This window comes from Kribbella sp. VKM Ac-2568 (assembly GCF_004345365.1).
Taxonomy (GTDB): Bacteria; Actinomycetota; Actinomycetes; order Propionibacteriales; family Kribbellaceae; genus Kribbella; species Kribbella orskensis.
On sequence record NZ_SLVF01000015.1, the window covers coordinates 55,570 to 77,686 of the forward strand.

Genomic DNA, 22,117 nt, shown 5'->3' on the forward strand with positions numbered 1-22,117 from the left:
AGCTCCGTCAACGCAGAGCAGGTCCCGGTCGCACGGTCGTTGGCGGGTTCAGGTCACTCGGCACAACAGGCAGGCGTAATCACCAACTGTCAGCGGGAGGTGTTCACTGCGTAGTCATCGAGGCATCGAGCCGTCGCCGTGTCAGCCGGTCAGAGCGCACGGGGGAGCAGCCAGCGGCGCGGCCCCGGAAGGCCGCGGCCCGTGGCGGATGGGGAGGGTTCGTCAGAGCGAGTGGAGCTTGGCGAAGGGGGCTACGACCCGGAGCAGGCGACCTGCTCCGAAGTCGACGACCACCGCGGTGGTGCCGTCGACGGAACTGATCCGGCCGAGGCCTTCCTTGTCGTGGGACACGCGCTCGCCGACCTCGAAAACCTTGATCGGGTCAGGCACGCGGGGCTTGAAGGGACTGGTGGGCAGGTGACGACGCGTCGTCGCGCGGGAGGACTCCATCAGACCTCAAGTATGCGTCTTCGCCGGAAGGGACGCGAGTGAACGAGCCCGAATCGAGTCCCGACCGATGCCGAAGGGGTGCCTCCGCTCAGCCGGCGATCCCGGTGATCGCCGCCATCTCCTCCGGCGCGAGGGTGATGGCCGCGGCCGCGAGATTCTCCTGGAAGTGCTCGAAGCTGGTCGTGCCGGGAATCGGCAGCACGGCGGGAGAACGTTGAAGCTGCCAGGCAAGAGCGACCTGGCGCAGGCTCACGCCGTACTGCTTCGCGATGGGCTCGAGTACTGCGGCCGCTTGCTCGGTCTTGTCGCCATCGGTGAGCGACACCGGGTGCCACGGCGACACCACAGCGCCTGTCTTCTCGGCTGCATCGAACAGGTCCTGGCCGGTGCGCACGGTCACGTTGTAGTGCGCGGTGACGGCTGCGATCTCGACGATCTGCTGGGCCTGACGGAACTGGTCGAGAGTGACGTTCGACAGCCCGATGTGCCTGATCAGCCCCTCTTCCCGCAGCTCGGCGAGGGTCGCGACCTGCTCCTCGAACGGCACGTCCGTCGCCTGGCCGCTGTGCAGGTAGTAGAGGTCCAGTTGGTCGACGCCGAGTCGCCGTGCGCTGAGCCGGGCGCTCTGCCGCAGGTAGTTCTTGTTCCCGACGGCATCGAGGGTGGAGAGCTCGAATCCGCCCCGGACGAAGCCACCCTTGGTCGCGATCACCAGACCCTCGGGGTACGGGTGGAGCGCGTCGTGGATCAGGATCTCGTTCGTGTGGGGTCCGTAGACGTCGGCCGTGTCGATGAAGTTCACCCCCGCGTCGACGATCCGGCGGAGCAGGTCGATGCCACCGTCGCGATCTGGGTACTCACCCCACACCTGCCTGCCGGTCAGCTGCATCGCGCCGTACCCCAGACGGTTCACCGTGAGGTCGCCGCCGATGGTCACCGTGTCGTTCATCCCTGCACTGTCCTCTCGAACCCTCACTCCTGAACCGGAGCTATGCCTCCATTTTAGTGGAGCAGGCTCCGGTTCCCAATCAGAGCGCTCTGGGGCGTTTCTCACGTGTCCGATTGCTCACCTTGTTCGCTGAGCGAGGGGTCGGTGGTGTCGAGGGAGCGGCTGGAGGTGGGTGGGTGGCCGGTGAGGCGGGTGATGATGTCGGCGGCCACGTCGCGGAGTCTGCGGTTGTTGTTCTGGGAGTGGGCGCGGTGGTCGGCGCTGAGCGGACGGTCAGACGGGTGGCAGGTCGGCGCTGAGGCTGAGGAGGCGGTCCAGTACTGCGCCGCCGGAGGCCCGGCCGCCGTCGTGCTCCCACTCGTTGGTGATCCAGGTCACGAGATTGCCGATCCGGCCGGCCGTGGTGAGGGACAGGCTCGCGTCGACGTACATGTCGTCGTGCCAGATCGCCGCGGCCACCGGGACGCGGTTGTCCCGCAGCCGCGCGACGTCGTACAGGGGTGTCCAGTCGGTGGCGGTGGCGAGCAGGTCGGCCGCCTCCGCGAAGGGCTGCAGGCCATCCATTTCCTGCAGCATCCAGGGGTAGATCATCTCGCCGGTGAACAGCAGGGGAGACGCGTCCTCGCCGAACTCGGGCGGCCGCAGACGGGCGGCCGCCCAGTTGGTCGGTCGCTCGTCCTGGGCGTAGATGCTCTCGTGCAGCACCACGAAGATCGGCTCGAGTCCCATCGTGGTGCGGCCCATCGCCCAGCGCAGGAAGCCGCGTGACAACTCGTCGCCGTCCCAGGCCTCGTCGACCGCCCAGTGCAGCGCCTCCGCGTAGTCGCCCATGCCGAGCCCGAACCCGAGGGTCTGGAACCGCCTGACGGTCAGCCGATCACCGTCCGGAAGCCGTAGGTCGTTGTCCCGTAGGTGATCCGCGATCCGGCGGACCCGGTCGACGTCCTCGGGATAGCGCCGGTAGAACGCCTCGGTCTTCGCGCGGACGCGGGGATACGTGCGGCTGTAGACGTCGTCGGCGGTGGCGTCGAGGCCGGGGAGACCGCCGGTGATCAGGCTGGCGCGGAGACCCTCGGGCGCCTGCGACAAGTAGGTGAGCGTGATGAAGCCGCCGTAGCTCTGGCCAAGCGTCGTCCACGGCTCGCCCGGGCTGAGCTCGGCGCGGATGAGCTCGAGGTCCTTGACGATCGAGTCCGCGCGGAAGTGACGCAGGTACGCCGCCAGCTCGTCGGGAGTTCTGCTTGTTGCCGTTCTAGGAGTGACCGGAGTACTGCGGCCGGTGCCGCGCTGGTCGACCAGGAGCACTCGGTAGTCGCGGGTGGCGCGTTCGAGCCAGCCACTCGCGGCCATCGGCCGAGGTGCGGACATGCCTGGTCCGCCCTGCAGGTAGACCAGCCAGGGCAGGTCCGAGTCCACCTTCGTCGAGGCGACGGCCTCGCGCGCCAGCACCTCGATCGTCGGTCCGTCGGGTCGCGCGTGGTCCAGCGGAACGGTGAACAGGTGATCGCTGACGACAAGTCCAGGAAGTCTCGGCACCTCCCCATCCTGTCCGGGACCGAGGTCAGGCTCCTCTCCGGGACCGAGGTGAGGATCCTGTCCGGGACCGAGGTGAGGATCCTCTCCGGAGCCAGGGGCAGGACCCTGTCCGGCCGGAGGTCAGGGGAGCTGGGCGGGTTGGGTCGCGGAGGAGGGGAGTTCGTCGACGAGCGCGAGGGTCGCGCGGATCCTGGCGACATGGTCGGTCGGGGTGTCGCCGGCCAGGATCTGGCGGATCGACTCGAGATGCACGGTCCGGTACGCCGCGGCCGTCAGCGCGGCGGTCAACCGCGGTTGGGCGACGTTGGTGGCGGCCATCGCTGCGGCGACCGCGTCTTCGAGCATCTCGGCGAGTTCCCGGGCTCGCGCCTGAAGCGCGCGTGACCCCGCGACCAGCCGCCAGAAACTGGCGAACCGGGGACGCATCGCCGCCGCGGGATGCCCCGCCTCGGCCAGCTCGACCAGCAGGTCGGAGATCGCCCGTACCGCGGAGGTCGTGGCCTGGCGGTCGCGCACAGCCGCGACGAACATCGCCTCGGTCTCCGGGTAGCGGTCGAACAGCAGGTCTTCCTTGCGTGGGAAGTGCGCGAAGACGGTGGGCCTGGCGACGTCGGCGGCCTCGGCGATCTGCGAGACCGACACCTCGTCGAAGCCGTGCTCGAGGAACAGGGCGGTGGCGATGTCGGAGATGTGCGTCCGGACCGCGGCCTTCTTCCGCTCGCGGCGACCCTGCTGTTCCATCCGCTGAGCATACTCGGATAAAAGACATACTGAGTATGAGATTGACTGCTAGAGTGTCAGGCCATGCGAGCCATCGGGGTGAACTACGACACGGGAATGGAAGTCGAAGGGCGGACAACTCGCTCGGTCTTCGACCAGGCGACGGCACGCCGCGAACTGCGGGTCATCGCTGACGAACTGCACGCGAAGGCTGTCCGGTTGAGCGGCAGCCACCTGGATCGGCTGGCCGTCGCCGGAGCAGAAGCACTCGCCGCCGGCCTGGACCTCTGGTTCTCGCCGGTCGCCACGGACCTCGAACCGGACGAGCTGATCGCCTTTCTCGCCGCCGCAGCGACCCAGGCAGAGCACCTGCGAACCGACGCAGCCACCCAAGGCGTACAGGCGGAAGGGCCGAGCGCATCCGCTGAAGAAGGCGGTGAGCAGCCGGGGGAGGCCCCGCCGGAGGCGACCTCGCCGGAGGTCGTGCTGGTGCTCGGGTTCGAGATCTCCTTGTCGTGCAAGGGGTTCGTGCCGGGGGACACGATGGAGGAGCGGCTGGGAACGATGATGGATCAGACCACCTGGACGGATCCGGAGAAGCTGGCCCGGATGCAGCAGGGGCTCGAGCGCTGGGGCCAGGTGCAGGGGCAGATCGCCGAGGCGGCGCGCAGTGAGTTCGGCGGCCGGATCACCTACGCCGCCGGGATGTGGGAGGACGTCGACTGGAGCCTGTTCGACATCGTCTCCCTCGACGCCTACCGCGATGCCCAGAACGCATCGACCTTCCGCGAACAGGTGGCGGAGCGGTCGCGGTGGGGTAAGCCGCTCGCCGTCACGGAGTTCGGCTGCGCCACCTATCGAGGAGCCGCCGACCGCGGCGGTTCCGGCTGGATGATCGTCGACCGCTCGGTCGACCCACCGGTCATCAACGGGCACTACGAGCGAGACGAGGAGGAACAGGTGACGTATCTGCAGGAGTTGGCCGAGGTGTTCGACCAGATCGACGCGGCCGCCTTCTGGTTCAGCTTCGCCGGCTACGAACTGCCGCACGACCCGGACGACCCGGCCCACGACCTCGACCTCTCGGCGTACGGGCTGGTCGCCACGAGTCCAGACGGCACCTGGCGCCGCAAACGCGCCTTCGACGCATTGGCCGAACTGAACGCGAAGCGAGTCTGATGCGGTACACCCCCACGGCTGCGACACGGCCGACGCGTACTCCAAGGGCACCAGCGCGCGATGTGATCCCGCTCTGCCTCGACGCAGCGGCCTCACGCGGTGATCGCCTGAAAGGCAGCGCGGTGAGCTCTTGAGAGGGCTAACGTAGGGCGGGTGCGAGTAGCTACCTGGAACGTCAACTCGGTGAAGCAGCGGATGCCGCGGTTGTTGGGCTGGCTGGACGAACGGCAGCCCGATGTGGTCTGTCTGCAGGAGACGAAGCTCGCGGACGACGCCTTCACGAAGTTGCTCGGCGAGGAGTTGTCCGGCCGCGGCTACGAGACCGCCCTGTACGGCGAAGTGCAGTGGAACGGTGTCGCCCTGCTCTCCAAGGTCGGCCTGAAAGACGTCGTCAAGGGGGTCGCGGGAGCACCGGGATTCCCCGACCCGGAGGCGCGGGCGGTCGCGGCGACCTGCGGCGGGATCCGGGTGCACTCGCTGTACGTGCCGAACGGCCGGGTGCCCGACTCGGACCACTACCGCTACAAGCTCGAGTGGCTCGCCGCACTGAAGGAAGTCGTTGCCGACGGCCCGGCTGAGGCGATCGTCTGCGGCGACATGAACATCGCCCCGACCGATGCCGACGTCTTCGACCCTGCCGCTTACGTCGGCTCCACGCACGTGACCGCCCCCGAGCGGCAGGCTCTCGCGAACCTGATGTCGACCGGGCTGCACGACGTGGTCCGGGACCGGTGGCCCGACGAGCGGGTGTTCAGCTACTGGGACTACCGCGCCGGGATGTTCCACCAGGACCTCGGGATGCGGATCGACCTGATGCTCGCGTCGGATCCGGTGGCCGAACGGGTCAAGGCCGCCTGGATCGATCGCAAGGCCCGCAAGGGAACCGGGCCGAGCGACCACGCGCCGGTGATCATCGACCTGGACGTGGCGCCCGACGGCGACATCGGTCCGGTCGTGCCGCCGCCGTCTGCGCCGCGCGGCGGTCGCAAGCGCACCACCAAGCTCCCGCAGAACCGCTGAGTGCGGAGCGGGCGTCGATGCGGAAGAACTCGAGAAAGGCCGTCAGCCTGGCGGCCGTGCTCCTGAGCGTCGCGATCACGGCGACGGCGTGCAGCGAGGACAAGGCCACCCCACCCCAGGCGATCGCCTGGACGAAGGTCGACCTGCCGGCCGAGCCCGTAGTACTGACCGGGCAGGGGACCGACCTGCTGATCGGGCTCCGGGACCGCGGCGCCAAGGTGGTCCCGCGGTTGCTGCTGCAGAAGCAGGACGGTGGCCGGCAGGAGATCAAGGTCGAGCCGAAGAGCCCGTACGCGTTCGAGGCGACCTGGCAGTCGATCGCGTACGACGGCCGGCGACTGCTCGCCCTGGGTGGCGCATCGGGCGGCGCACATTCCAACACCCGCTGGACGGTCTGGACCGGCTCGACGACCGCCCTCACCGAGCACCCGCAGGAGTTCAACACCTTCGGCGGACAGACCGCGGGTGCGCTGTACTCCGCGCTGATCACCCCGGCCGGCGAGGCGCTCGCCGGGTCGTGGGGTGGCCTGGCTGGTCTGGACGCGGCGATCTGGTTGCCGCAGGGCGACAAGTGGAACCGGCAGGACTCTACTGGGACAGCCCTCCGCAGTACGCCGGCGCTGCTGGTGGGACCGAGCTTCGGTACGACGTCCGGCCGGCAACTCGTGCTCGTCGGATCACAGGTCCGGCTGGCTCCGAACGTCGTCCAGCAGGAGGCTGCCGTCTGGCGATCGACCACCGTCAACCAGGGCTGGTCAGGTATCGCCCTGCCAGAGCCGGGCAACCGCAGCCAGGCGAACACCGTCAGCTGCACGGCGGACCTCTGCACGATCTCGGGGTACGTCGACGGCAAGCTGGCGATCTGGCAACTGCCGAGCACGCCGGCCAACGGGTCGTCGGCCGACGGCGGCTCCCAGGGGAAGCGGCTGAAGAACGTGCCGGGGATCACCGTCGGGGACAAGGACAAGGTGCCGCCACCGGTCGTCGACAGCGGTCGCGTCTACCAGGTCGTTGCTGAAGGCAACAAGGTGAAGGTGGTCAGCGGTCACGACGACAGCTGGACCGTGCAGGACTCCACCGGCTCGGAAGGCACCGACGGCCCAACAGGTGCCGTCAAGGACGTGGCGCTGATCGGTAAGACGCTCTACCTGCTGGCGGGTCCCGCCGACGGACCGGCCAGCCTCTGGAAAACGACCCTCAGCTGAGGGCGACCCGCAGCTGAACGTCGACCCTCAGCCGAGGGCGACCCCGCGGCTGAACGTCGCAGCTCAGCTGAGCAGCCCCCGCACGTACGCCGCCTGACCCGCGTGCTGCAGGTCGTCGGCGATCACGCTGACCAGCCGCACGCCCAACGTCACCGGCGGGGTCCAGCGCTTGTCGACGATCCGGTCGAGGTCCTCGTCGGACAGCCCTTCCAGGAATCGGGTGGTCCGCGCGTGCACGGCGTCGTAGTACCCGGCGAGCAGGACGGCGGGGACCTTCACGGCGGCGACGTCCTCGGCGCTGTGCCCGTAGCCGGTGTCGGACGGGTCGAACGGGAGGCCGAGCCGGTCGTGCCACCCGTCGGCGGTGTACACCTGCTCGTAGCCGCCGGCGTCGGCCAGGTGGTCGTCCTGGATCCGGGTCAGGTGCCAGACCAGCCAGGCGATGGAGTTGCCGGTGCCGTCCGGCCGGATGCCGAGGTGCTTGTCGTCGAGCCGGTCGACGGCTTCGTGCACGACCTCCTTGATCCGGCCGAACGCGTCGATCAGCAGTTCGCTGGTGTTCATCGAATTCCCCTTCGTCGCACCGAGGCCGCCAGGCTACTTGCCGCCTCGGACAGTGCCCGGCAACCACCTCGGGAAACGTCTTCCGGCCCGGACCAGGCCCGCTGCGGGGAATTGCCGGACACGACCTAGTGTGGTGACGACCACCTGGTTCCCACGCCGGAGCAGTTCGCCGCGGGGGCCTGTTCTCTCGATCGAGGAGCAGTTGTGGAATACCGCACTCTGGGCAACAGCGGCGCTGTCGTCTCCACCTACGCGCTCGGCACGATGACCTTCGGCAACGAGACCAGCGAGGAGGGCGCGCGCGAGCAGCTCGACCGGTACGTCGAGGCCGGCGGCACCTTCATCGACACCGCCGACGTGTACTCGGCCGGCGTGTCCGAGCAGATCGTCGGCAGCTGGCTCGGCAAGAGCTCCCAGCGCGACAACATGGTCGTAGCGACCAAGGGACGATTCCCGACCGGCGACGGGCCGAACGACGTCGGCACCTCCCGGGTCCACCTCCGCCGCGCGCTCGACGCGTCGCTCAGCCGGCTCGGCGTGGACTACGTCGACCTGTACCAGTTGCACGCGTGGGACCCGGTCACGCCTCTGCAGGAGACCCTCGGCTTCCTCGAGGACGCGGCACGGGACGGCAAGATCGTGTACGGCGGCGTCTCCAACTTCACCGGGTGGCAGCTGCAGAAGGCGGCCGACCTGATCGACCGGCAGGGCTGGGCGCCACTTGTCACGCTGCAACCGCAGTACAACCTGCTCGTCCGTGAGATCGAGTGGGAGATCGTCCCGGCCGCGCTGGAGAACAAGCTCGGTCTGCTGCCGTGGTCGCCGCTGGGCGGTGGCTGGCTGACCGGCAAGTACTCGTTCGACGAGGAGCCGACCGGCGCGACCCGGCTGGGCGAGGACCCCGACCGCGGCGTCGAGTCGTGGCACCGCCGGAGCAAGAACCAGCGGGTCCGTGATGTGGTCGACGCGGTTCGTGCGATCGCCGAGGCGCGCGGGATCTCGATGGCCCAGGTCGCTCTCTCCTGGCTGGTCGACCGGCCCGCGGTCACCTCGGTGATCCTGGGTGCGCGGACGACCGACCAGCTGAATGACAACCTGGCCGCGGCCGATCTGCACCTCAGTGCCGAGGAGACCAAGCAGCTCGACGAGGCGAGCGACCCGGGCGCTGCGGACTACCCGTACGGCGGCCCCGGCACCGACCAGCGCTCCCGCCCGATCACCGGCGGCCGCGCCTGATCACGGGTGGCTTCGCCTGAGCTCCAAGCACAGCTAGCCCATTCGTTCCATCGCGTCGCGAAGGGCGGTGTACGACGCAACGAGTGCGCGGCGCTCGGCAGCGAGCAGCGGGTCGTCGCGATGGCAGCCTGCTCTGACCCAGCGATCGGACAGGTGCATCGCCTCGACCCGCTTCAATGCAGCCGGGCGGACGGTGTCCCGGTCCGTGCTGTAGGCGTACGAGTAGAGGTCGACCAGGGCGGCTTCCAGTTGGTCGATCGTCACCTCGTCGTCGTGCTGGTGTTCCCGGTGGATCCGCCACCACTCCACTTCGAGCCGGGCGGCCTTCGCCGGATCAAGCGTGAGTCCGTCGTACACCACGACGAGCTCGTAGAAACGACGCATGTAATCCTCGGCTCCGTCGGCCTGGTTGTCGGGGTACGGTGCCCATAACTGGTTGGCGCGCAGCACGTACCAGGCGCCTTCCAGGGTCCGGCGGGGACCCATCCCGAAGGCGGCACCGACCATCCCGACGGACGCGGTGAGGAAGCGGCGCCACTCGTGGCGGTAGTAGGAAGACCAGGCTTCCGCCTCGCGGTTGCCCACGACGACAGGGTCGAACGACGGGGGGCCTGGCTCAGCGGTACGCATGGTCCCTCCCCCCTAGGAGAATCTCGATGGCGTCAGACGATGATAAGCCGCCCGCCGCCGGGGTCGCCGAAGTCGTCGGCCGGCTGCAGTGCCGCCTCGACGCCTTGCCGGCCGAGCCGGCGCACCGGCGGATCTTCCTCGGCACCTATCTGCGCACGACGAAGGCGGTCGGCGACGCCATCGAGCAGGCGCGCTTCGAGGACCCGGATTGGGTCGATGCCTGGGACGTGAGGTTCGCCGAGCTGTACCTGGACGCGCACGACTTGGAGCTGGCCGGCCACGCGGTGGCGCGGCCATGGCGGCTGGCCTTCGATGCGCCCGCGGAACTGCCGCCGTTGCTCCACGTGTTGCTCGGGATCAACGCCCACGTGAACTACGACCTGCCGCAGGCGTTGCTGGCGGTGATCAGCGACGACGACTTCGCCGACCGGGTGCTGATGGACCGGCGCCGTCGCGACCACGAGCGGATCGACGCTGTTCTCGCCTCCCGGGTAGGCGCGGAGGACGACCAGTTGTCCGCGACCAGCGCCAAGAGTCTGCTCGACCGGGTGCTCACCCCGCTCAATCGGCTGTCGTCGCAGCGATTCCTGCGCGAGTCCCGGCAGAAGGTCTGGCACAACACCACCGAACTGCAACGGGCTCGCGCCGAAGGACCTGACGCGTACGCCGTCCGGCTGGCTGAGCTCGAGCTCCTCAGCGCCGCCAAGATCGCCGACCTACTCCGTCCCGGCCAAGTCCTCCTCCGCCTCGCAGTCACCGGCTTCGGCGTCACCCTCCCACCCGCCCAACGCTGACCCTGCTCAGTCCCCGTCATGTGCTGAGCCTCCGCCCGCGTACCGGCGTACCGGACGGTCCCGAGTATCAGCTAAGCAGCCCGGCGACTTCGTGGGTTCGGCGAGACGGTTCCCGTTCAGCTGGGGAGGACGCCGGACCAGGTGACGCCGACGGCCAGGCAGGCGAGGGTGAGGAGGGCGAAGAAGGTGACCCAGAGGAGGGCGGGGACACCGGTCAGGCGGCGGAGTTGGTCGGCGTCGGAATTCCGGCCGGCGCCGCCCCGGCGGGAGTGGTGGAGCTCCAGTACTGCGCGCGGCGCGGCCAGCAGCAGGAACCACGTCAGCAGATGAGCGAAACCGGACTGGACCTGCTCCGAGCCCCACCAGGAGACCGCGAAGACCAAGGTGCCGAAGGCAAGCACCGACCAGAGGCCGAAGAGGTTCCGGATCTGCAGCAGCAGGAGTACCAGCGCGAGCAGGAGCCCCCAAAGCAGCCCGACCGCATAGCCGCGGCTCAGGACGAAGGCGGCTGCGAGACCGAAGAGCGCTGGTCCCGGGTATCCGGCGAGCAGCACAGCGATCATGCCTGGTCCATCCGGCTTGCCCCGCGAGACAGTCACCCCAGAGGTGTCCGAGTGCAACCGGATCCCGGAGAGCTTCCGCCCTGCCAGCGCGGCGACCAGTCCATGCGCTCCCTCGTGGGCAATCGTCACCACCTGCCGCGTATGCCGCCAAACCGGCCGCCACGCGATCAGCAACAACGCAACAACCCCGGTCACAATCACCAGCCGCAAAGAAGCCTCAGGCTGCGCACTGGTGATGTTGTCCCAAACCTCACTCATCGCCCCATCCTTACAGCCCCACCGGTCAACCCCACCCGCCGCCACACACACAGCCACCCACGCCCGCGGCGTCAGCGCCCGCCCCCGCCCATTTACCCGAGTGGCTGAGGCAACCGGCTCCGGCTCGACCTCTGCCCCGCGGTGCAGGTGCAGGTGTTCCGCTGGCGGTGCTGGGCGGTCGTCCTGGCATGAGTTCGGGTGGTCGTGCCGGCATACGTGCGGCTGGTTCGTCCGGCGTGCCGCGCGGGTGGTTCGTCCGGCGTGCCGCGCGGGTGGTTCGTCCGGCATGGGTGCGGGTGTTCGTCCCGGCGTGAGTGGCGGGTGGTTCGCGGTCTCCGCTGCGTGAGTGTTCTAGTCGGGATGGGGTGCGTCAAGAGCGCCTTTGGCGTCCCTTCGGGATCGAGCAAGCTCGACTCTTGACGCACCCCATCCCGACCAGGGAAGGACGCAGCTACGCGGATCCCGCGGGGAGGTGTGAGCCGGCTCGGGGTGGTGTTTTCAGGGCTGGGTGTACCGAGAGACAGGTAGTACCGGCCGGATCGCGGTGGTTCCAGGCGTGGGCGACCTGCGGGGGGTGGTGGGTGTGGCGACCACTACCTGTCGTTCGGTCCGCGAGCAGCCCCCGAGGTGGGTTTCGCCCCCTGTGCAAGGTGATTGCGCCGATTCCAGGGGTTGGTGCTGGCGGGATGTTCGACCACTGGCAGGTTGTTAGCCGGCTGGCGGGTTGTTCGGCCGGCTTGTGGCTCGTGGCGGGTCCACTGGCGGGTTGTTCGCCGACTGGCGGCTTGCAAGGCGCCAGCGGCCGAACGACCCGTCACCGGGAGGCCGGTCGCCGGGTTGGGGGCCGGTGGCGTGGGGTGGTGGGGTGCGGACAGATCGCGGACACGTTCTTGGGGGCGTGACGGCCGGCGGCCGGTGTTGTCGTGGGAACCTCGGACACCTTCTGGGGACCTGGACTGAGGTGTCTGTGCACTCTGGTGTTGAGGCGGAGCGGGTGCCCTTCCCATGGACTCCGTCGTTCGGCATCCGAAGCTCGTCGATGTACGAAGCGTCGAGCTCGTGTGTCAGCCGGACCTCGTGCCGTTCTACCGCCGCTCGGCTTCACCGATCAGGTCGGCCGTTCCCTCCTGATGCGTCGCACCGCCGACGGCAACGTGCCCGAGCGGAGGCGTTGACATCGTTCGGGGGGCGGCGGACGGTGGGAGGACAGCGGCCCGGGGAGGGGTCGCCCCGTTGGGGGAGCCATGTCGCAACCACGCAAGACCGTCACGCCAGAGACCAAGGGCACCAGCAAGGCCACCAAGCCCGCAGCCACCAGAACGACAGCCAGGAAGACCGTCGCCGCCACGAAGGCAGCAGCGAGAACGACCGCCAGGAAGGCCGAAGAGGCCGCGGTCGTCCCGTTGCCGCAGTTCCTGGGATCGGCCGGCAGCCTCACTCTCGGGCAGCGCAAGCTGCTCGTCGACCAGGCCCTGTTGCTGCTCGAGCAGAACTACGTGCACCTGCCGCTGAAGGCAGCGATGCACGCCGTCAACCCGCTGCAACGGCTGCGGGTGATGCGGGCCCGGATGGAGCGGCAGACCGCGGAGACGATGGAAGCCGAGTGGATCTTCCACCGGCAGATGTCGAGCATCTTCCACTCGGTCCGCGACCTGCACACGAACTACCTGCTGCCGTCGCCGTTCGCCGGCAAGATCGCATTCCTGCCGTTCATGATCGAGAAGTGCCACGACGTCACCGGCGACCACTATCTGATCACCCAGACCGTCACGGGGTACACGGCTCCGCAGTTCGGCGCGGGTGCCGAGGTGACGCACTGGAACGGTACGCCGATCGCGCGTGCGGTGGCGCTGAACGGCGCCCAGTTTGCCGGCAGCAACGACGCGGCGAACCTGGCTCGCGGGCTCGAGTCGCTGACGCTTCGCCCGCTGGTGATCCAGTCGCCGCCGGACGAGGACTGGGTGACGTTGAGCTACATCGGTCTGGACGGCTCGGCCCAGGAACTGCGCGAGCAGTGGAAGGTGACGACCAACCTGCCGCCGATGACCGACCTCGACGCGGTCACGCCGGCCTCGGCCGCGATGGGGCTCGACCTGGACTCCGACGAGAAGGCGCGCGCCAAGAAGGCGCTCTACGTCCGCGAGGTCGTCGACCTCGAGCAGGGCCAGAGCTCGGCCGAGCTGGCGAAGCCGGCCGCGGTCAGTGGCGCGGACCTGCCCACCACGATGCCCGGCGTCTTCCGCGCCCGTGAGGTGGTCACGTCGCACGGCACCTTCGGCCACCTGCGCATCTTCACCTTCAGCGTGACGGACCCGGTCGCCTTCCGCGACGAGTTCGTCCGGCTCGCCGCGGTGCTGCCGCAGAACGGGCTGATCGTGGACGTCCGCGACAACGGCGGCGGCCACATCTTCGCCAGCGAGTACACCCTGCAGACGATGACGCCGCGCCGGATCTCGCCCGAGCCGGTCCAGTTCATCAGCAGTCCGCTCAACCTGCGGATCTGCCGTCGCCACAAGGACAACCCGGCCGGGATCGACCTCGGACCGTGGTTCGACTCGCTCGACCTGGCCACCGAGACGGGCGCCGGGTACTCCGCGGCGAAGCCGATCACCCCGGAGGACGGCGCGAACGACCTCGGCCAGACGTACTACGGCCCGGTGGTGCTCGTCACCGACGCGCGGTGCTACTCGGCGACGGACATCTTCGCCGCCGGGTTCGCCGACCACGAGATCGGCATGATCCTAGGCGTCGACGACAACACCGGCGCGGGTGGCGCGAACGTCTGGACGCACGGACTCCTCGCCACCCTGCTGAACGAGCCGCCGCCACCCGACCCGACCTCGCCGTACGAGGCGTTGCCGAACGGGGCGAACATGCGGGTCGCGATCCGGCGTACGTTGCGCGTCGGTGAGCTGTCCGGTACTCCGGTCGAGGACCTCGGGGTGCGGCCGCACGCGACCCACCAGATGACCCGGGCGGACCTGCTGGACGGCAACGTGGACCTGCTCGACGCCGCGGGCGCCCTGCTAGCCGCGATGCCGGTCCGCCGGCTCGGGGTGACGACCTCACTCGCCGGTACGACGCTGACGGTCGAGCTGGACGTGGACGGCATCGACCGGGTGGACCTGTACCTCGACGACCGCCCGATCAGCTCCGAGGACCTGGACGACGACCCGATCAGCATCGACATCATCGACGTCACCTCACCCCAACTCCTCCGCGCCGATGGCTACACCGGCACCACCCTGGTCGCCTCCCGCCGAATCCGCGTCTGACTGTGTCAGGCGGCAGTCTGCCCGACGCCCACCGGATATCGTCAGCCGGTGATCACACGGGGCTCCGGGCCGGCTGCCGCCTGCCTTTGTCTGGCGCTGCTCATCACCGGCTGCTCGCAGGGCGACCAGGCGCTGACCGGGATCCTGCAGGCGCGGTACCACCTGAACGGCGTCGACGCTGCCCTGGAGGAGAGTCGCCGGATCGAGTTGCAGGCGTCATGCCTGGCCGGGGTTTACCTGGCGGCGGACCGGAAGTCCTTCCCGATCACCGCCGACTGGGCCGGCGAGTACGACTACCTCGTCCACAACACGGACGACCCTGAGCGGGATCACGGCAGACGGGCGAATCACGGCGGGTGGTCGCTGGCCGGCATCGACACCGGCGATCCGGCCGCCTGCAACACCTACCTCGCGGCCTCCCCACTCGTCTCCTGACCGACCGCGTCCACCTACACCGGTTGTGAGTTGGTTCATATTCTTCGCAACTATTTGCAGGTTGCGATAATTTGAAAAGATGGAAATCGTAGCGGTGGGAGCTGGACGTGATGCGGCCAGGATCACAGTGAAAACGAATGTTCGTTCTTGATCTGGACGGGCTTCCGGCGCGAGGCTGGAAGCTCGGAGAACGGACGTTCGGTTTGCAGGGGAGGGCGACATGGCGCAGGTGACTCTCGAGCCGGTCCATCGGCCGCTGGAGGACCTCTCGTCGCGACGGCGCGGGCGCAGGCGGATCAGCCGCGAGATCGCTCTGCTCGCCATCCTTTTCGGCGTCTACAACCTCGGCCGGTACCTCTCGGCGAAACACTCCGGCTCGGCTTTCGCCCATGCCGACGAGCTGATCCACCTGCAGGCGCGGCTCGGGTTGCCGAGCGAGGCGGTCGTCCAGCGGCTCGCGCTGAGCGTCCCCGATCTCGCCGGCTCCGCCAACCGGTACTACGCGAGCGTGCACTTCCCGTTGACCGCGATCGTGCTGCTGTGGTTGCTGATCCGGCGCCCCGCGGAGTACGCCAAGGCGCGGTGGGCGCTGGCGTCACTCACCGGGCTGGCGTTGATCGGGCACATGGTGTTCCCGTTGGCGCCGCCGCGGATGCTGCCGCAGCACGGCTGGGTCGACACCGGGGTGATGCTCGGGCAGTCGGTCTACGGCCCGAGCGCGGACGGCGGGCCGGCGAACCAGTTCGCGGCGATGCCGAGTCTGCATGTCGGCTGGGCGTTCATGGTCGCGGTGTTCCTGATCCGCAGTACGCGGTCGCGCTGGCGATGGGTGTGGATCGCGCATCCGGTGATCACCTTCGCGGTGGTCGTGGTGACCGCGAACCACTACTGGCTGGACGGGCTGATCGCGATCGCGCTGGCGCTGCCGTTGCTGCTGATCTTCGACAGCCGACGGGTGCGTCGGGACAACGCACCCGCCGGTGCCGGCCAGAGCGGCGGAAGACGAGACGGCGATCAGAGGTCGGTGGGGGTGCCGGCGGTGGCCAGTTCCTCGTCGGCGCGCACCAGGTAAGGCTCGCGCTCCAGCACCAAACCGGGCCGCGGCCGCGCCGATGTCGAAGTACAGCCCGATGAGTTCGAGCCGGCCTGCCTCCTCCGCCTTGCGGACACAGGCGAAGCTGCGCAGGTTCTCCAGTTGCACTGCCACGTTCGTGACGGACAACTTGTCGGCGGGGGACAGCTTGATGCCGGTCACCGGATCGATGATGTCGGGCAGCCCCGCGGACCGGCGTACGGACGCCTCCAGGTAACGGAGCCAACTCTGCAAGGCAGAACCACTCTGGCTGGAGGCCTCGAGCGCGGCATTGGTGGCGCCGCAATGCGAGTGACCACAGACGACGATCGAGGTCACGCCGAGTACTTCGACCGCGCGCCGGGGAAAGTTGCCTACCGCACCCGTTTTGCCTGGAGAGTGGTGACCCGGCGCTCGACCTGGTCGCTCTCGGCGAGCCCGGGGCGGAGGTTCACCCCATGGCCCGGAGCGGTCGTGGCCGTGACCCGGCCGTCGACGATCTCCGGCAGTCCGTCGACCAGTTCGGCGTACCAGGTGCGGAGGAAGGCGCGGACGGTCTCCTGGGTCAGGCCGTTCGGCGCCGACTGGGTCAGGTGGATGCACGCCGCCAACGTCGCGGGTCCGGTGCAGTCGTGCGGCGCCACCGGTACGCCGTACGTGTCGGCGAGGCTGGCGACCTTGCGCGCCTCGGTCAGTCCGCCGGTCCACTGGACGTCGACCGTGATCACGTCGACCGCGCCGCGTTCGAGCAGCGGGAGGAAGCCCCGCCGCCCGACGACGGTCTCGCCGGTCGCGATCGGTACAGCGGTGTCGGCCGACAGTGCGGCGAGCGCGTCGACCGCGTCCGGGCGGATCGGATCCTCCACCCAGTAAGGGCGATACGGCTCGAGCGACTGCAGGATCGTGGTCGCTCCCCGGCGGTTCCACAGGCCGTGCAGCTCGACCATCAGCGCCATCTCGAGGCCGACCTCGGACCGGATCGCCTCGATCACCGCGAGCCCGCGGGACAGGTCGGCCGGCGAGATGTCGGTACCGTTCGTTGCCTCGGCCGCCTGGTCGAACGGCCAGACCTTCATCCCGCGGATGCCCTCGTCCCACAACTCGCGGGCGAGCGCCGCCGGCCGGTTGAGGAAGGCGTCCAGGTCGTCCCAGCGCTCTGGTCCGCCGCTCGGCACACCCCAGTTGTCGGACCGCTGCCGGACGCTCTTGCTGATGTATCCGGGACCAGCGCACGTGTTGTACGTCGGCAGCGACGCCCGCACCGGACCACCGAAAAGGGCGACCAGCGGCAGTCCCGCCTGCTGACCGACGAGGTCCCACAACGCGAGGTCGATCGCACCGTTGCCCCGCGTCTCGACTCCCGCGCCGGCATAGCCCGTGTACGACGTGAGCGTGCGGGCGATCGCCTCGGGCGCGGGATCCTCGGTGCCGAGCAGGACGTCGGCCGCGGACTCGTGCAGGTAGGACTCGACCGTGCGGCCGCCGAAGAACGCCTCCCCGAGGCCGATCCGCCCGTCGTCGGTGTGCAACCGCACGAACAGCAGGTTCGGCTGGATGGCGGGCCGGATGGTTTCGACCCCGGTGATCCTCATCCCGGTCCTTCCTGTCGGATCACCCCATCCTGTCAGCCGAAGAGCACTCGCCGAGCGTGGTCCGTGTCGGTGTACTCGCGCACCGCGATGATCTGCCCGTCCCGCACGGTGAACACACCCGAGCACTGGTTGTCGTAGGCGCCGCCACCCAGGGCGGTCGCCTGCGCGGTCCACTCGGCGAACACCTGGTCGCCGTCGGCAAGCACGTTCGTCAGCCGGATCACCACCGGCACGTCCGGCGAGAACAGTTTGCCCGCGGCCGCGCCGAGGAAGTCGTCGACGACAGCGTCCCGACCGCGCCACGTGCCCGACAGGGGCAGGTCGCCGGGATACGTCCACTCGACGTCGGGGGAGAAACTGGCCCGGATGGTGGGCAGATCACCCGCCGCCACGGCCTCGACGTACCGGGTCACGACGGTCTTCGGGTCCTTGCTGCTCGTCACTGCTGTTCCTTTCCGAGAGTGAGTACTGCGTTGCCGCGGATGCGCCGGTCTCTGAGGTCTTCGAGTACTTCGGCCGTGGCCGACCAGTCGTCGATCCGGCCGAGTTCGGGGTGCAGGCGGCCGGTCTCGACGAGGCGGACCAAGGTCGCCAGGTCGGGTCCGTCCGCGGCGCTGGAGGTGTAGTGGAAGTGCTGGATGCTCGCGCCCTCAGGACCGGCGAACAGGTCGAAGAAGTCGAGCCGGGCCGGCTGGCGACTGACCTCGCCGAACCAGATCAGCTTGCCGCCCGGGCCGACCTTGGAGAGCGCGATCGGCAGGCTCTCGCCGCCGACCGATTCCAGCGCCAGGTCGAACGGCCCGCGCGCGTCCGCCACGTCGTACACGATGGTCTCGGCGCCGAGTTCGAGCAGTCGCTCGCCGCGGGCGGGGGAGGACACGACCGCCGTGACGGAGGCGCCCGACGCGGCGGCGAGTTCGGTGAAGTAGTGCCCGACTCCGCCCGATGCACCGGTCAGGAGAATCCGTCGGCCGATGACGCTGCCGGCCACGCGCAACATCCGGAGCGCCGTCAGGCCGGCCAACGGAAGAGCAGCCGCCTGCTCGAGCGACACCGCGTCAGGCAGTACTGCGACCTGATCCGTCCGGGCGACGACGCGTTCGGCCCAGCCCGAGTGCGGCAGATGCGCCACCACCCGGGAGCCCACCGCCGGACCAGTTGCGTCCGGTGCGGCGCGCACCACCCGGCCGGCGACGTCCTTGCCCGGACGCCAGTCGGACGGAGGGTTGTCGAGCTGGAAGGTCTCGCCCCGGTTGATGGAGAACGTGGCGACCTCGATCGTCAGTTCGCCCGCCGCCGGTTCGACCTCGTCCACGTCGGCTTCCTCGACCTTGCCGAGTCCTGCCGGTACCACTGCCTTCACCGTTTCGCTCCTGTCACTAGACTCGGCAAGGACGCTACGGATCCGGCCGCGGCGTGCGGAAGACGGCACTTTCTACTGCTATAGGCACCTCATGGATACCGACCAGGTCAGCGGCAGGTGGGACGCCACAAAAGGCGCCTGCCCGACCCGTCAGGTGCTCGGCCGGATCGGCGACACCTGGACGATGCTCATCATCACCACCCTCGAGCGCGAGGACACGCTGCGCTCCGGCCAGTTGAAGGCGAGCATCGAGGGGATCACCCAGAAGATGCTCACCCAGACACTGCGGCACCTGGAGCGCGACGGGGTGGTCCGGCGTGACGTCGTTCCTACCGTGCCGATCACCGTCACCTATACGCTGACCCCGCTCGGCCAGAGCCTCGGTGCCGCCGTCGCCACGATGCGCACCTGGGCGTACCAGCACATGGACGAGATCGTTGCTGCGCGCAACGACTACGACGCCCGGGACTGAACCGGCACCGAGGAGCGATTCTGTGGATCTGCAACTGTCCGGCCTGACCGCGGTGGTCACCGGGGCGAGCAAGGGGATCGGACTGGCCTGCGCCGAGGCGCTCGCCCGCGAGGGAGCCAAGGTGATCGGAATCTCCCGCGATCCGGCCAACCTGGCCGCCGCCCAGCAGGAGCTCGCCGGCAAGGGACTGACGGTGGACGTCGAGGCGGTGGACCTGACCGACCCCGAGGCCACCGCGGCCGCGTTCGAGCGGATCGGCGCGATCGACGTCCTGGTCAACTGCGCGGGCGCGGCCCGGCGTACGCCACCGGCCGAGCTCGACAGCAAGGCACTGCACGCGGCGATGGAGGCGAAGTACTTCACCTACATGCACGCGACGGAGGCCGTCGTGCGCGGGATGGTGGAGCGCGGCAGCGGCTCGATCGTGAACGTCGTCGGCCAGGGCGGTCGCGCGGCCAACCCGTTGCACATCGGCGGCGGCGCGGCCAACGCTGCGCTGATGCTCGCCTCCGTCGGCTATGCCAAGGCGTACGCCGATCGCGGTGTCCGGGTGAACGTGATCAACCCCGGGACGACCCGAACCGGTCGCGTGGACGAGGGCCTCAACGCCGCCGTCCGGGCCACCGGCCGCCCGAAGGAAGAACTGCTCGCCGAGCAGGTCGCCGAGATCCCGATGGGCCGCGTCGGCGAGCCGGAGGAAGTCGCCAACGTCGCCGTCTTCCTCGCCTCCCCTCGAGCCAGTTACGTCACCGGCGCTATCGTCCCCATGGACGGCGGCCTCACCTCCGCCATCTGATCGGGCGGACTGACACGCGGGAAGGGCGGGACCCGTTGGGGCTCGCCCTTCCTGTTTACCTGGGATCAGTAGGTCCCGAGGGCGCGGCTGAAGACGCGAAAGGGGGCGGACCGCGGGCAGGCGGTCCGCCCCTTCCGGGGGAGGGCGACGTCGACTAGACGGTGATGCAGTCGATGTCGGCGATGTAGCCGGTGGGGTTGTGGACCTTGATGGAGTTGGCGCCGGCGGCCAGCTTCATCGGCAGGTAGGTCACCCTCCCATAACTGTCTGTAGTACTCCGGCCAGCCCGCGCCTCACCTCCGACGAGCCTCAGCTCGGGCCGAGGGGTGAATTGCGGGTTGAGGCCCGCGTCGTGGCGGGGGTTAGGAGTTGGGGCTGGGGCGGCGTTTGCGGGGGGCGGCGGAGCGGGGTGGCTGGGCGCGCATGTGATCGCGGACGCGGGTCATGATGTCGCCGAGGTGCTGCAGGTCATCGTCCGACAAGGGGTCGAACAGCAGGCGGCGGACGTCCTGGACGTGACCGGGCAGGACGCGGTCGACGAGTGCCCGGCCGTTGTCGGTGATGGTGACCAGGGTGGCGCGCTCGTCGTCGGAGCTGGGGCCGCGGGTGATGAGGCCGGCCTTCTCCAGCAGGCCGGCCTGGTAGGTAAGGCCGCTGCGGCTGTAGACGACGCCGTCGGCGAGTTGCGTCATGGTCAGCTGGCCGTCGCTGCCGGCGAGGCGGGCCAGGAGCTGGAATTGCACGTAGCTGAGGTTGCCCTCGGTGCGTAGGTGTTGTTCGACGTGGTGATGGAGCAGGCTCACGGATTCCATCAGAGCGAAGTAGGCCCCCAGCTCCTGGGGATCGAGCGCTTGGACGCCGCCGGTGTCGGCGGGATCGGGGCCGGTCATCCGCCCCACGATACATGCTTCGAATCCAAAGCAGTATGCCGACCGTCACATCCCGAAAACGGTGTGCTTCGAAGTCGTAGCAGGTTATCTTCTATATGTTTCAACTTCGAAGCAAGTGAGTGAGGGAGAGAGTCAATGAAGGCAGTGCGTTACCACTCCTACGGCAACAGCGACGTCCTGGTGTACGAGGACGCTGATCGCCCGGAGGCAGGCGCCGGGCAGGTGGTGGTGCAGGTGGCCGGTACCGCGTTCAACCTGTTGGACGCGGCGATCCGCGCGGGCTTGTTGCAGCAGGTGTTCCCGGTGCGACTCCCGCACATTCCGAACCATGACGTGGCCGGTGTCATCACCGAGGTCGGCGCGGACGTGAGTGGCTGGAGTGTGGGGGACGCCGTGGTGGGATTCCTGCCGCCGACCGCGGCCGGCGCAGCCGCCGAGTACGTCGCCGCACCCGCAGAGGCGCTGGCCGCCGCCCCCCGAACAGGCGAACTTGCCGACGCCTCGGCACTGCCCTCGGTCGGGCTGGCGGCCTGGCAGGCGCTGTTCGAGCACGCCGACCTGAAGCCGGGCCAGAGTGTCCTCATCGACGGCGCTGGCGGCGCAGTGGGCGGGTACGCCGTCCAACTCGCCGAGCAGGCGGGTGCCACCGTGACCGCGACCGCCAGCGCGCGCAGCCATGACCGCATCCGCTCCTACGGCGCGGACCGGATCATCGACTACACCGCTACCCCGATCGCGCAGGCGGTGGCCGGGGAGCGGTTCGACGTCGTGTTGCACCTGGCGCCCACCAGCCCGGACCTGACGCCCACCAGCCCGGAGGAGACCGCGCAGCTCGTGGCCCTGGTCGCCGACGGCGGCGCCTTCGTCAGCACGACCACGCCCGGCCCGGAGGATGCCGGACGCGGCGTGCGCACGGTTCGGGTCTTCACGCGCAGCGACCCCGCCCAGCTCGCCGAGCTGGTCACCCGCGTGGACGCCGGAGATCTGAAGATCGACGTGGCCGAGCGGCGGCCGCTAGCCGACCTGGCCGCCGTCCACGACCAAGCCGCAGCCGGACGGCTGCCCGGAAAGACCATCCTGACCCCCGCCTGAGCCGCGATATTCCGAACCCTACGAAC

22 protein-coding genes and 1 pseudogene are annotated in these 22,117 nt (G+C 69.1%); 11 read left to right on the forward strand and 12 right to left on the reverse strand.

What is annotated here, in order from left to right:
- Positions 1-222: 222 nt before the first annotated feature.
- The 4 genes from EV648_RS34930 to EV648_RS34950 all read right to left on the reverse strand — a co-directional run bounded on the left by EV648_RS34930 (position 223) and on the right by EV648_RS34950 (position 3,676).
- Positions 223-450: a hypothetical protein gene (locus EV648_RS34930; RefSeq protein WP_132194053.1), complete on the reverse strand. Its 228-nt coding sequence runs from the start codon at positions 448-450 to the stop codon at positions 223-225.
- 88 nt (positions 451-538) lie between these two features.
- A complete protein-coding gene (locus EV648_RS34935; RefSeq protein ID WP_132299470.1) occupies positions 539-1,399 on the reverse strand; it encodes an aldo/keto reductase in 861 nt (286 codons plus the stop codon).
- A 273-nt stretch (positions 1,400-1,672) separates the two neighbouring features.
- Positions 1,673-2,935 (reverse strand): alpha/beta fold hydrolase, encoded by a 1,263-nt coding sequence (locus EV648_RS34945; protein WP_132299472.1) that lies wholly within the window; start codon positions 2,933-2,935, stop codon positions 1,673-1,675.
- A 120-nt stretch (positions 2,936-3,055) separates the two neighbouring features.
- Entirely contained in the window at positions 3,056-3,676 is a 621-nt protein-coding gene (locus EV648_RS34950; protein WP_132299474.1) for a TetR/AcrR family transcriptional regulator, read from the reverse strand.
- A gap of 63 nt (positions 3,677-3,739) precedes the next feature.
- On the opposite strand from EV648_RS34950, the gene EV648_RS34955 reads away from it, so the two are divergent.
- The 3 genes from EV648_RS34955 to EV648_RS34965 all read left to right on the forward strand — a co-directional run bounded on the left by EV648_RS34955 (position 3,740) and on the right by EV648_RS34965 (position 7,059).
- Positions 3,740-4,834 (forward strand): hypothetical protein, encoded by a 1,095-nt coding sequence (locus tag EV648_RS34955; protein ID WP_132299476.1) that lies wholly within the window; start codon positions 3,740-3,742, stop codon positions 4,832-4,834.
- A 153-nt stretch (positions 4,835-4,987) separates the two neighbouring features.
- Positions 4,988-5,854 carry an exodeoxyribonuclease III gene (locus tag EV648_RS34960; protein WP_132299478.1) on the forward strand — a complete coding sequence of 289 codons (867 nt, stop codon included), beginning with the start codon at positions 4,988-4,990 and terminating at the stop codon, positions 5,852-5,854.
- 17 nt (positions 5,855-5,871) lie between these two features.
- Positions 5,872-7,059, forward strand: coding sequence for a hypothetical protein (locus tag EV648_RS34965; RefSeq protein WP_132299480.1), 1,188 nt, complete (start codon positions 5,872-5,874; stop codon positions 7,057-7,059).
- A gap of 63 nt (positions 7,060-7,122) precedes the next feature.
- Here EV648_RS34965 and EV648_RS34970 read toward each other — a convergent pair whose 3' ends face one another.
- Positions 7,123-7,623, reverse strand: coding sequence for a DUF664 domain-containing protein (locus EV648_RS34970; protein ID WP_132299482.1), 501 nt, complete (start codon positions 7,621-7,623; stop codon positions 7,123-7,125).
- Positions 7,624-7,827: 204 nt separating this feature from the next.
- On the opposite strand from EV648_RS34970, the gene EV648_RS34975 reads away from it, so the two are divergent.
- On the forward strand, positions 7,828-8,859 hold the full coding sequence (locus tag EV648_RS34975) for an aldo/keto reductase (RefSeq protein ID WP_132299484.1): 1,032 nt from the start codon (positions 7,828-7,830) through the stop codon (positions 8,857-8,859).
- A 33-nt stretch (positions 8,860-8,892) separates the two neighbouring features.
- Here the strand turns inward: EV648_RS34975 and EV648_RS34980 are convergent, their stop codons facing one another.
- Entirely contained in the window at positions 8,893-9,489 is a 597-nt protein-coding gene (locus EV648_RS34980; RefSeq protein WP_132299486.1) for a hypothetical protein, read from the reverse strand.
- A 26-nt stretch (positions 9,490-9,515) separates the two neighbouring features.
- Here EV648_RS34980 and EV648_RS34985 point away from each other — a divergent pair, with 26 nt between their 5' ends.
- Entirely contained in the window at positions 9,516-10,283 is a 768-nt protein-coding gene (locus EV648_RS34985) for a DUF5995 family protein (protein WP_132299488.1), read from the forward strand.
- 116 nt (positions 10,284-10,399) lie between these two features.
- On the opposite strand, the gene EV648_RS34990 is transcribed toward EV648_RS34985, so the two are convergent.
- Positions 10,400-11,104, reverse strand: coding sequence for a M50 family metallopeptidase (locus EV648_RS34990; RefSeq protein WP_132299490.1), 705 nt, complete (start codon positions 11,102-11,104; stop codon positions 10,400-10,402).
- 1,244 nt (positions 11,105-12,348) lie between these two features.
- Here EV648_RS34990 and EV648_RS34995 point away from each other — a divergent pair.
- The 3 genes from EV648_RS34995 (at position 12,349) to EV648_RS35005 (ending at position 15,886) form a co-directional block, all read left to right on the forward strand.
- The gene (locus tag EV648_RS34995; RefSeq protein ID WP_132299492.1) at positions 12,349-14,379 is read left to right on the forward strand and encodes a S41 family peptidase; all 2,031 of its coding nucleotides are present in this window, start codon (positions 12,349-12,351) and stop codon (positions 14,377-14,379) included.
- 48 nt (positions 14,380-14,427) lie between these two features.
- Positions 14,428-14,814 carry a hypothetical protein gene (locus EV648_RS35000; protein ID WP_132299494.1) on the forward strand — a complete coding sequence of 129 codons (387 nt, stop codon included), beginning with the start codon at positions 14,428-14,430 and terminating at the stop codon, positions 14,812-14,814.
- Between the two features lie 220 nt (positions 14,815-15,034).
- Entirely contained in the window at positions 15,035-15,886 is an 852-nt protein-coding gene (locus EV648_RS35005; protein WP_132299496.1) for a phosphatase PAP2 family protein, read from the forward strand.
- A 93-nt stretch (positions 15,887-15,979) separates the two neighbouring features.
- Here EV648_RS35005 and EV648_RS44460 read toward each other — a convergent pair.
- The 4 genes and pseudogenes from EV648_RS44460 to EV648_RS35025 all read right to left on the reverse strand — a co-directional run.
- Positions 15,980-16,225 (reverse strand): annotated as a pseudogene (locus EV648_RS44460) (carbonic anhydrase); the annotation flags it as partial.
- 35 nt (positions 16,226-16,260) lie between these two features.
- Positions 16,261-17,478, reverse strand: coding sequence for a mandelate racemase/muconate lactonizing enzyme family protein (locus EV648_RS35015; RefSeq protein ID WP_132299498.1), 1,218 nt, complete (start codon positions 17,476-17,478; stop codon positions 16,261-16,263).
- 32 nt (positions 17,479-17,510) lie between these two features.
- The gene (locus EV648_RS35020; RefSeq protein ID WP_132299500.1) at positions 17,511-17,921 is read right to left on the reverse strand and encodes a nuclear transport factor 2 family protein; all 411 of its coding nucleotides are present in this window, start codon (positions 17,919-17,921) and stop codon (positions 17,511-17,513) included.
- Positions 17,918-18,841: a zinc-binding dehydrogenase gene (locus EV648_RS35025; RefSeq protein ID WP_132299502.1), complete on the reverse strand. Its 924-nt coding sequence runs from the start codon at positions 18,839-18,841 to the stop codon at positions 17,918-17,920. The genes EV648_RS35020 and EV648_RS35025 overlap by 4 nt, the downstream gene beginning before the upstream one ends.
- Positions 18,842-18,932: 91 nt before the next feature.
- Between EV648_RS35025 and EV648_RS35030 the strand changes: the two genes are divergently transcribed.
- Complete coding sequence (locus EV648_RS35030) at positions 18,933-19,313, forward strand: helix-turn-helix domain-containing protein (protein WP_132299504.1); 381 nt, start codon at positions 18,933-18,935, stop codon at positions 19,311-19,313.
- A 22-nt stretch (positions 19,314-19,335) separates the two neighbouring features.
- A complete protein-coding gene (locus EV648_RS35035; RefSeq protein ID WP_132299506.1) occupies positions 19,336-20,109 on the forward strand; it encodes an SDR family NAD(P)-dependent oxidoreductase in 774 nt (257 codons plus the stop codon).
- A 362-nt stretch (positions 20,110-20,471) separates the two neighbouring features.
- On the opposite strand, the gene EV648_RS35040 is transcribed toward EV648_RS35035, so the two are convergent.
- Positions 20,472-20,999, reverse strand: a complete 528-nt coding sequence (locus tag EV648_RS35040; protein ID WP_132299508.1) for a MarR family winged helix-turn-helix transcriptional regulator — start codon at positions 20,997-20,999, stop codon at positions 20,472-20,474.
- 135 nt (positions 21,000-21,134) lie between these two features.
- Here EV648_RS35040 and EV648_RS35045 point away from each other — a divergent pair, with 135 nt between their 5' ends.
- On the forward strand, positions 21,135-22,091 hold the full coding sequence (locus EV648_RS35045) for an NADP-dependent oxidoreductase (protein ID WP_132299510.1): 957 nt from the start codon (positions 21,135-21,137) through the stop codon (positions 22,089-22,091).
- Positions 22,092-22,117: the final 26 nt, after the last annotated feature.

Bases quoted from the DNA above. Each gene is read 5' to 3' on its own strand.
- EV648_RS34970 (WP_132299482.1), bottom strand. From the start codon at position 7,623: ATGAACACCAGCGAACTGCTGATCGACGCGTTCGGCCGGATCAAGGAG.
- EV648_RS34965 (WP_132299480.1), top strand. From the start codon at position 5,872: ATGCGGAAGAACTCGAGAAAGGCCGTCAGCCTGGCGGCCGTGCTCCTG.
- EV648_RS34935 (WP_132299470.1), bottom strand. From the start codon at position 1,399: ATGAACGACACGGTGACCATCGGCGGCGACCTCACGGTGAACCGTCTG.
- EV648_RS34980 (WP_132299486.1), bottom strand. From the start codon at position 9,489: ATGCGTACCGCTGAGCCAGGCCCCCCGTCGTTCGACCCTGTCGTCGTG.
- EV648_RS34995 (WP_132299492.1), top strand. From the start codon at position 12,349: ATGTCGCAACCACGCAAGACCGTCACGCCAGAGACCAAGGGCACCAGC.
- EV648_RS35040 (WP_132299508.1), bottom strand. From the start codon at position 20,999: ATGACCGGCCCCGATCCCGCCGACACCGGCGGCGTCCAAGCGCTCGAT.
- EV648_RS35015 (WP_132299498.1), bottom strand. From the start codon at position 17,478: ATGAGGATCACCGGGGTCGAAACCATCCGGCCCGCCATCCAGCCGAAC.
- EV648_RS35005 (WP_132299496.1), top strand. From the start codon at position 15,035: ATGGCGCAGGTGACTCTCGAGCCGGTCCATCGGCCGCTGGAGGACCTC.
- EV648_RS35045 (WP_132299510.1), top strand. From the start codon at position 21,135: ATGAAGGCAGTGCGTTACCACTCCTACGGCAACAGCGACGTCCTGGTG.
- EV648_RS34955 (WP_132299476.1), top strand. From the start codon at position 3,740: ATGCGAGCCATCGGGGTGAACTACGACACGGGAATGGAAGTCGAAGGG.
- EV648_RS34985 (WP_132299488.1), top strand. From the start codon at position 9,516: ATGGCGTCAGACGATGATAAGCCGCCCGCCGCCGGGGTCGCCGAAGTC.
- EV648_RS34930 (WP_132194053.1), bottom strand. From the start codon at position 450: ATGGAGTCCTCCCGCGCGACGACGCGTCGTCACCTGCCCACCAGTCCC.
- EV648_RS34990 (WP_132299490.1), bottom strand. From the start codon at position 11,104: ATGAGTGAGGTTTGGGACAACATCACCAGTGCGCAGCCTGAGGCTTCT.
- EV648_RS34950 (WP_132299474.1), bottom strand. From the start codon at position 3,676: ATGGAACAGCAGGGTCGCCGCGAGCGGAAGAAGGCCGCGGTCCGGACG.
- EV648_RS35030 (WP_132299504.1), top strand. From the start codon at position 18,933: ATGGATACCGACCAGGTCAGCGGCAGGTGGGACGCCACAAAAGGCGCC.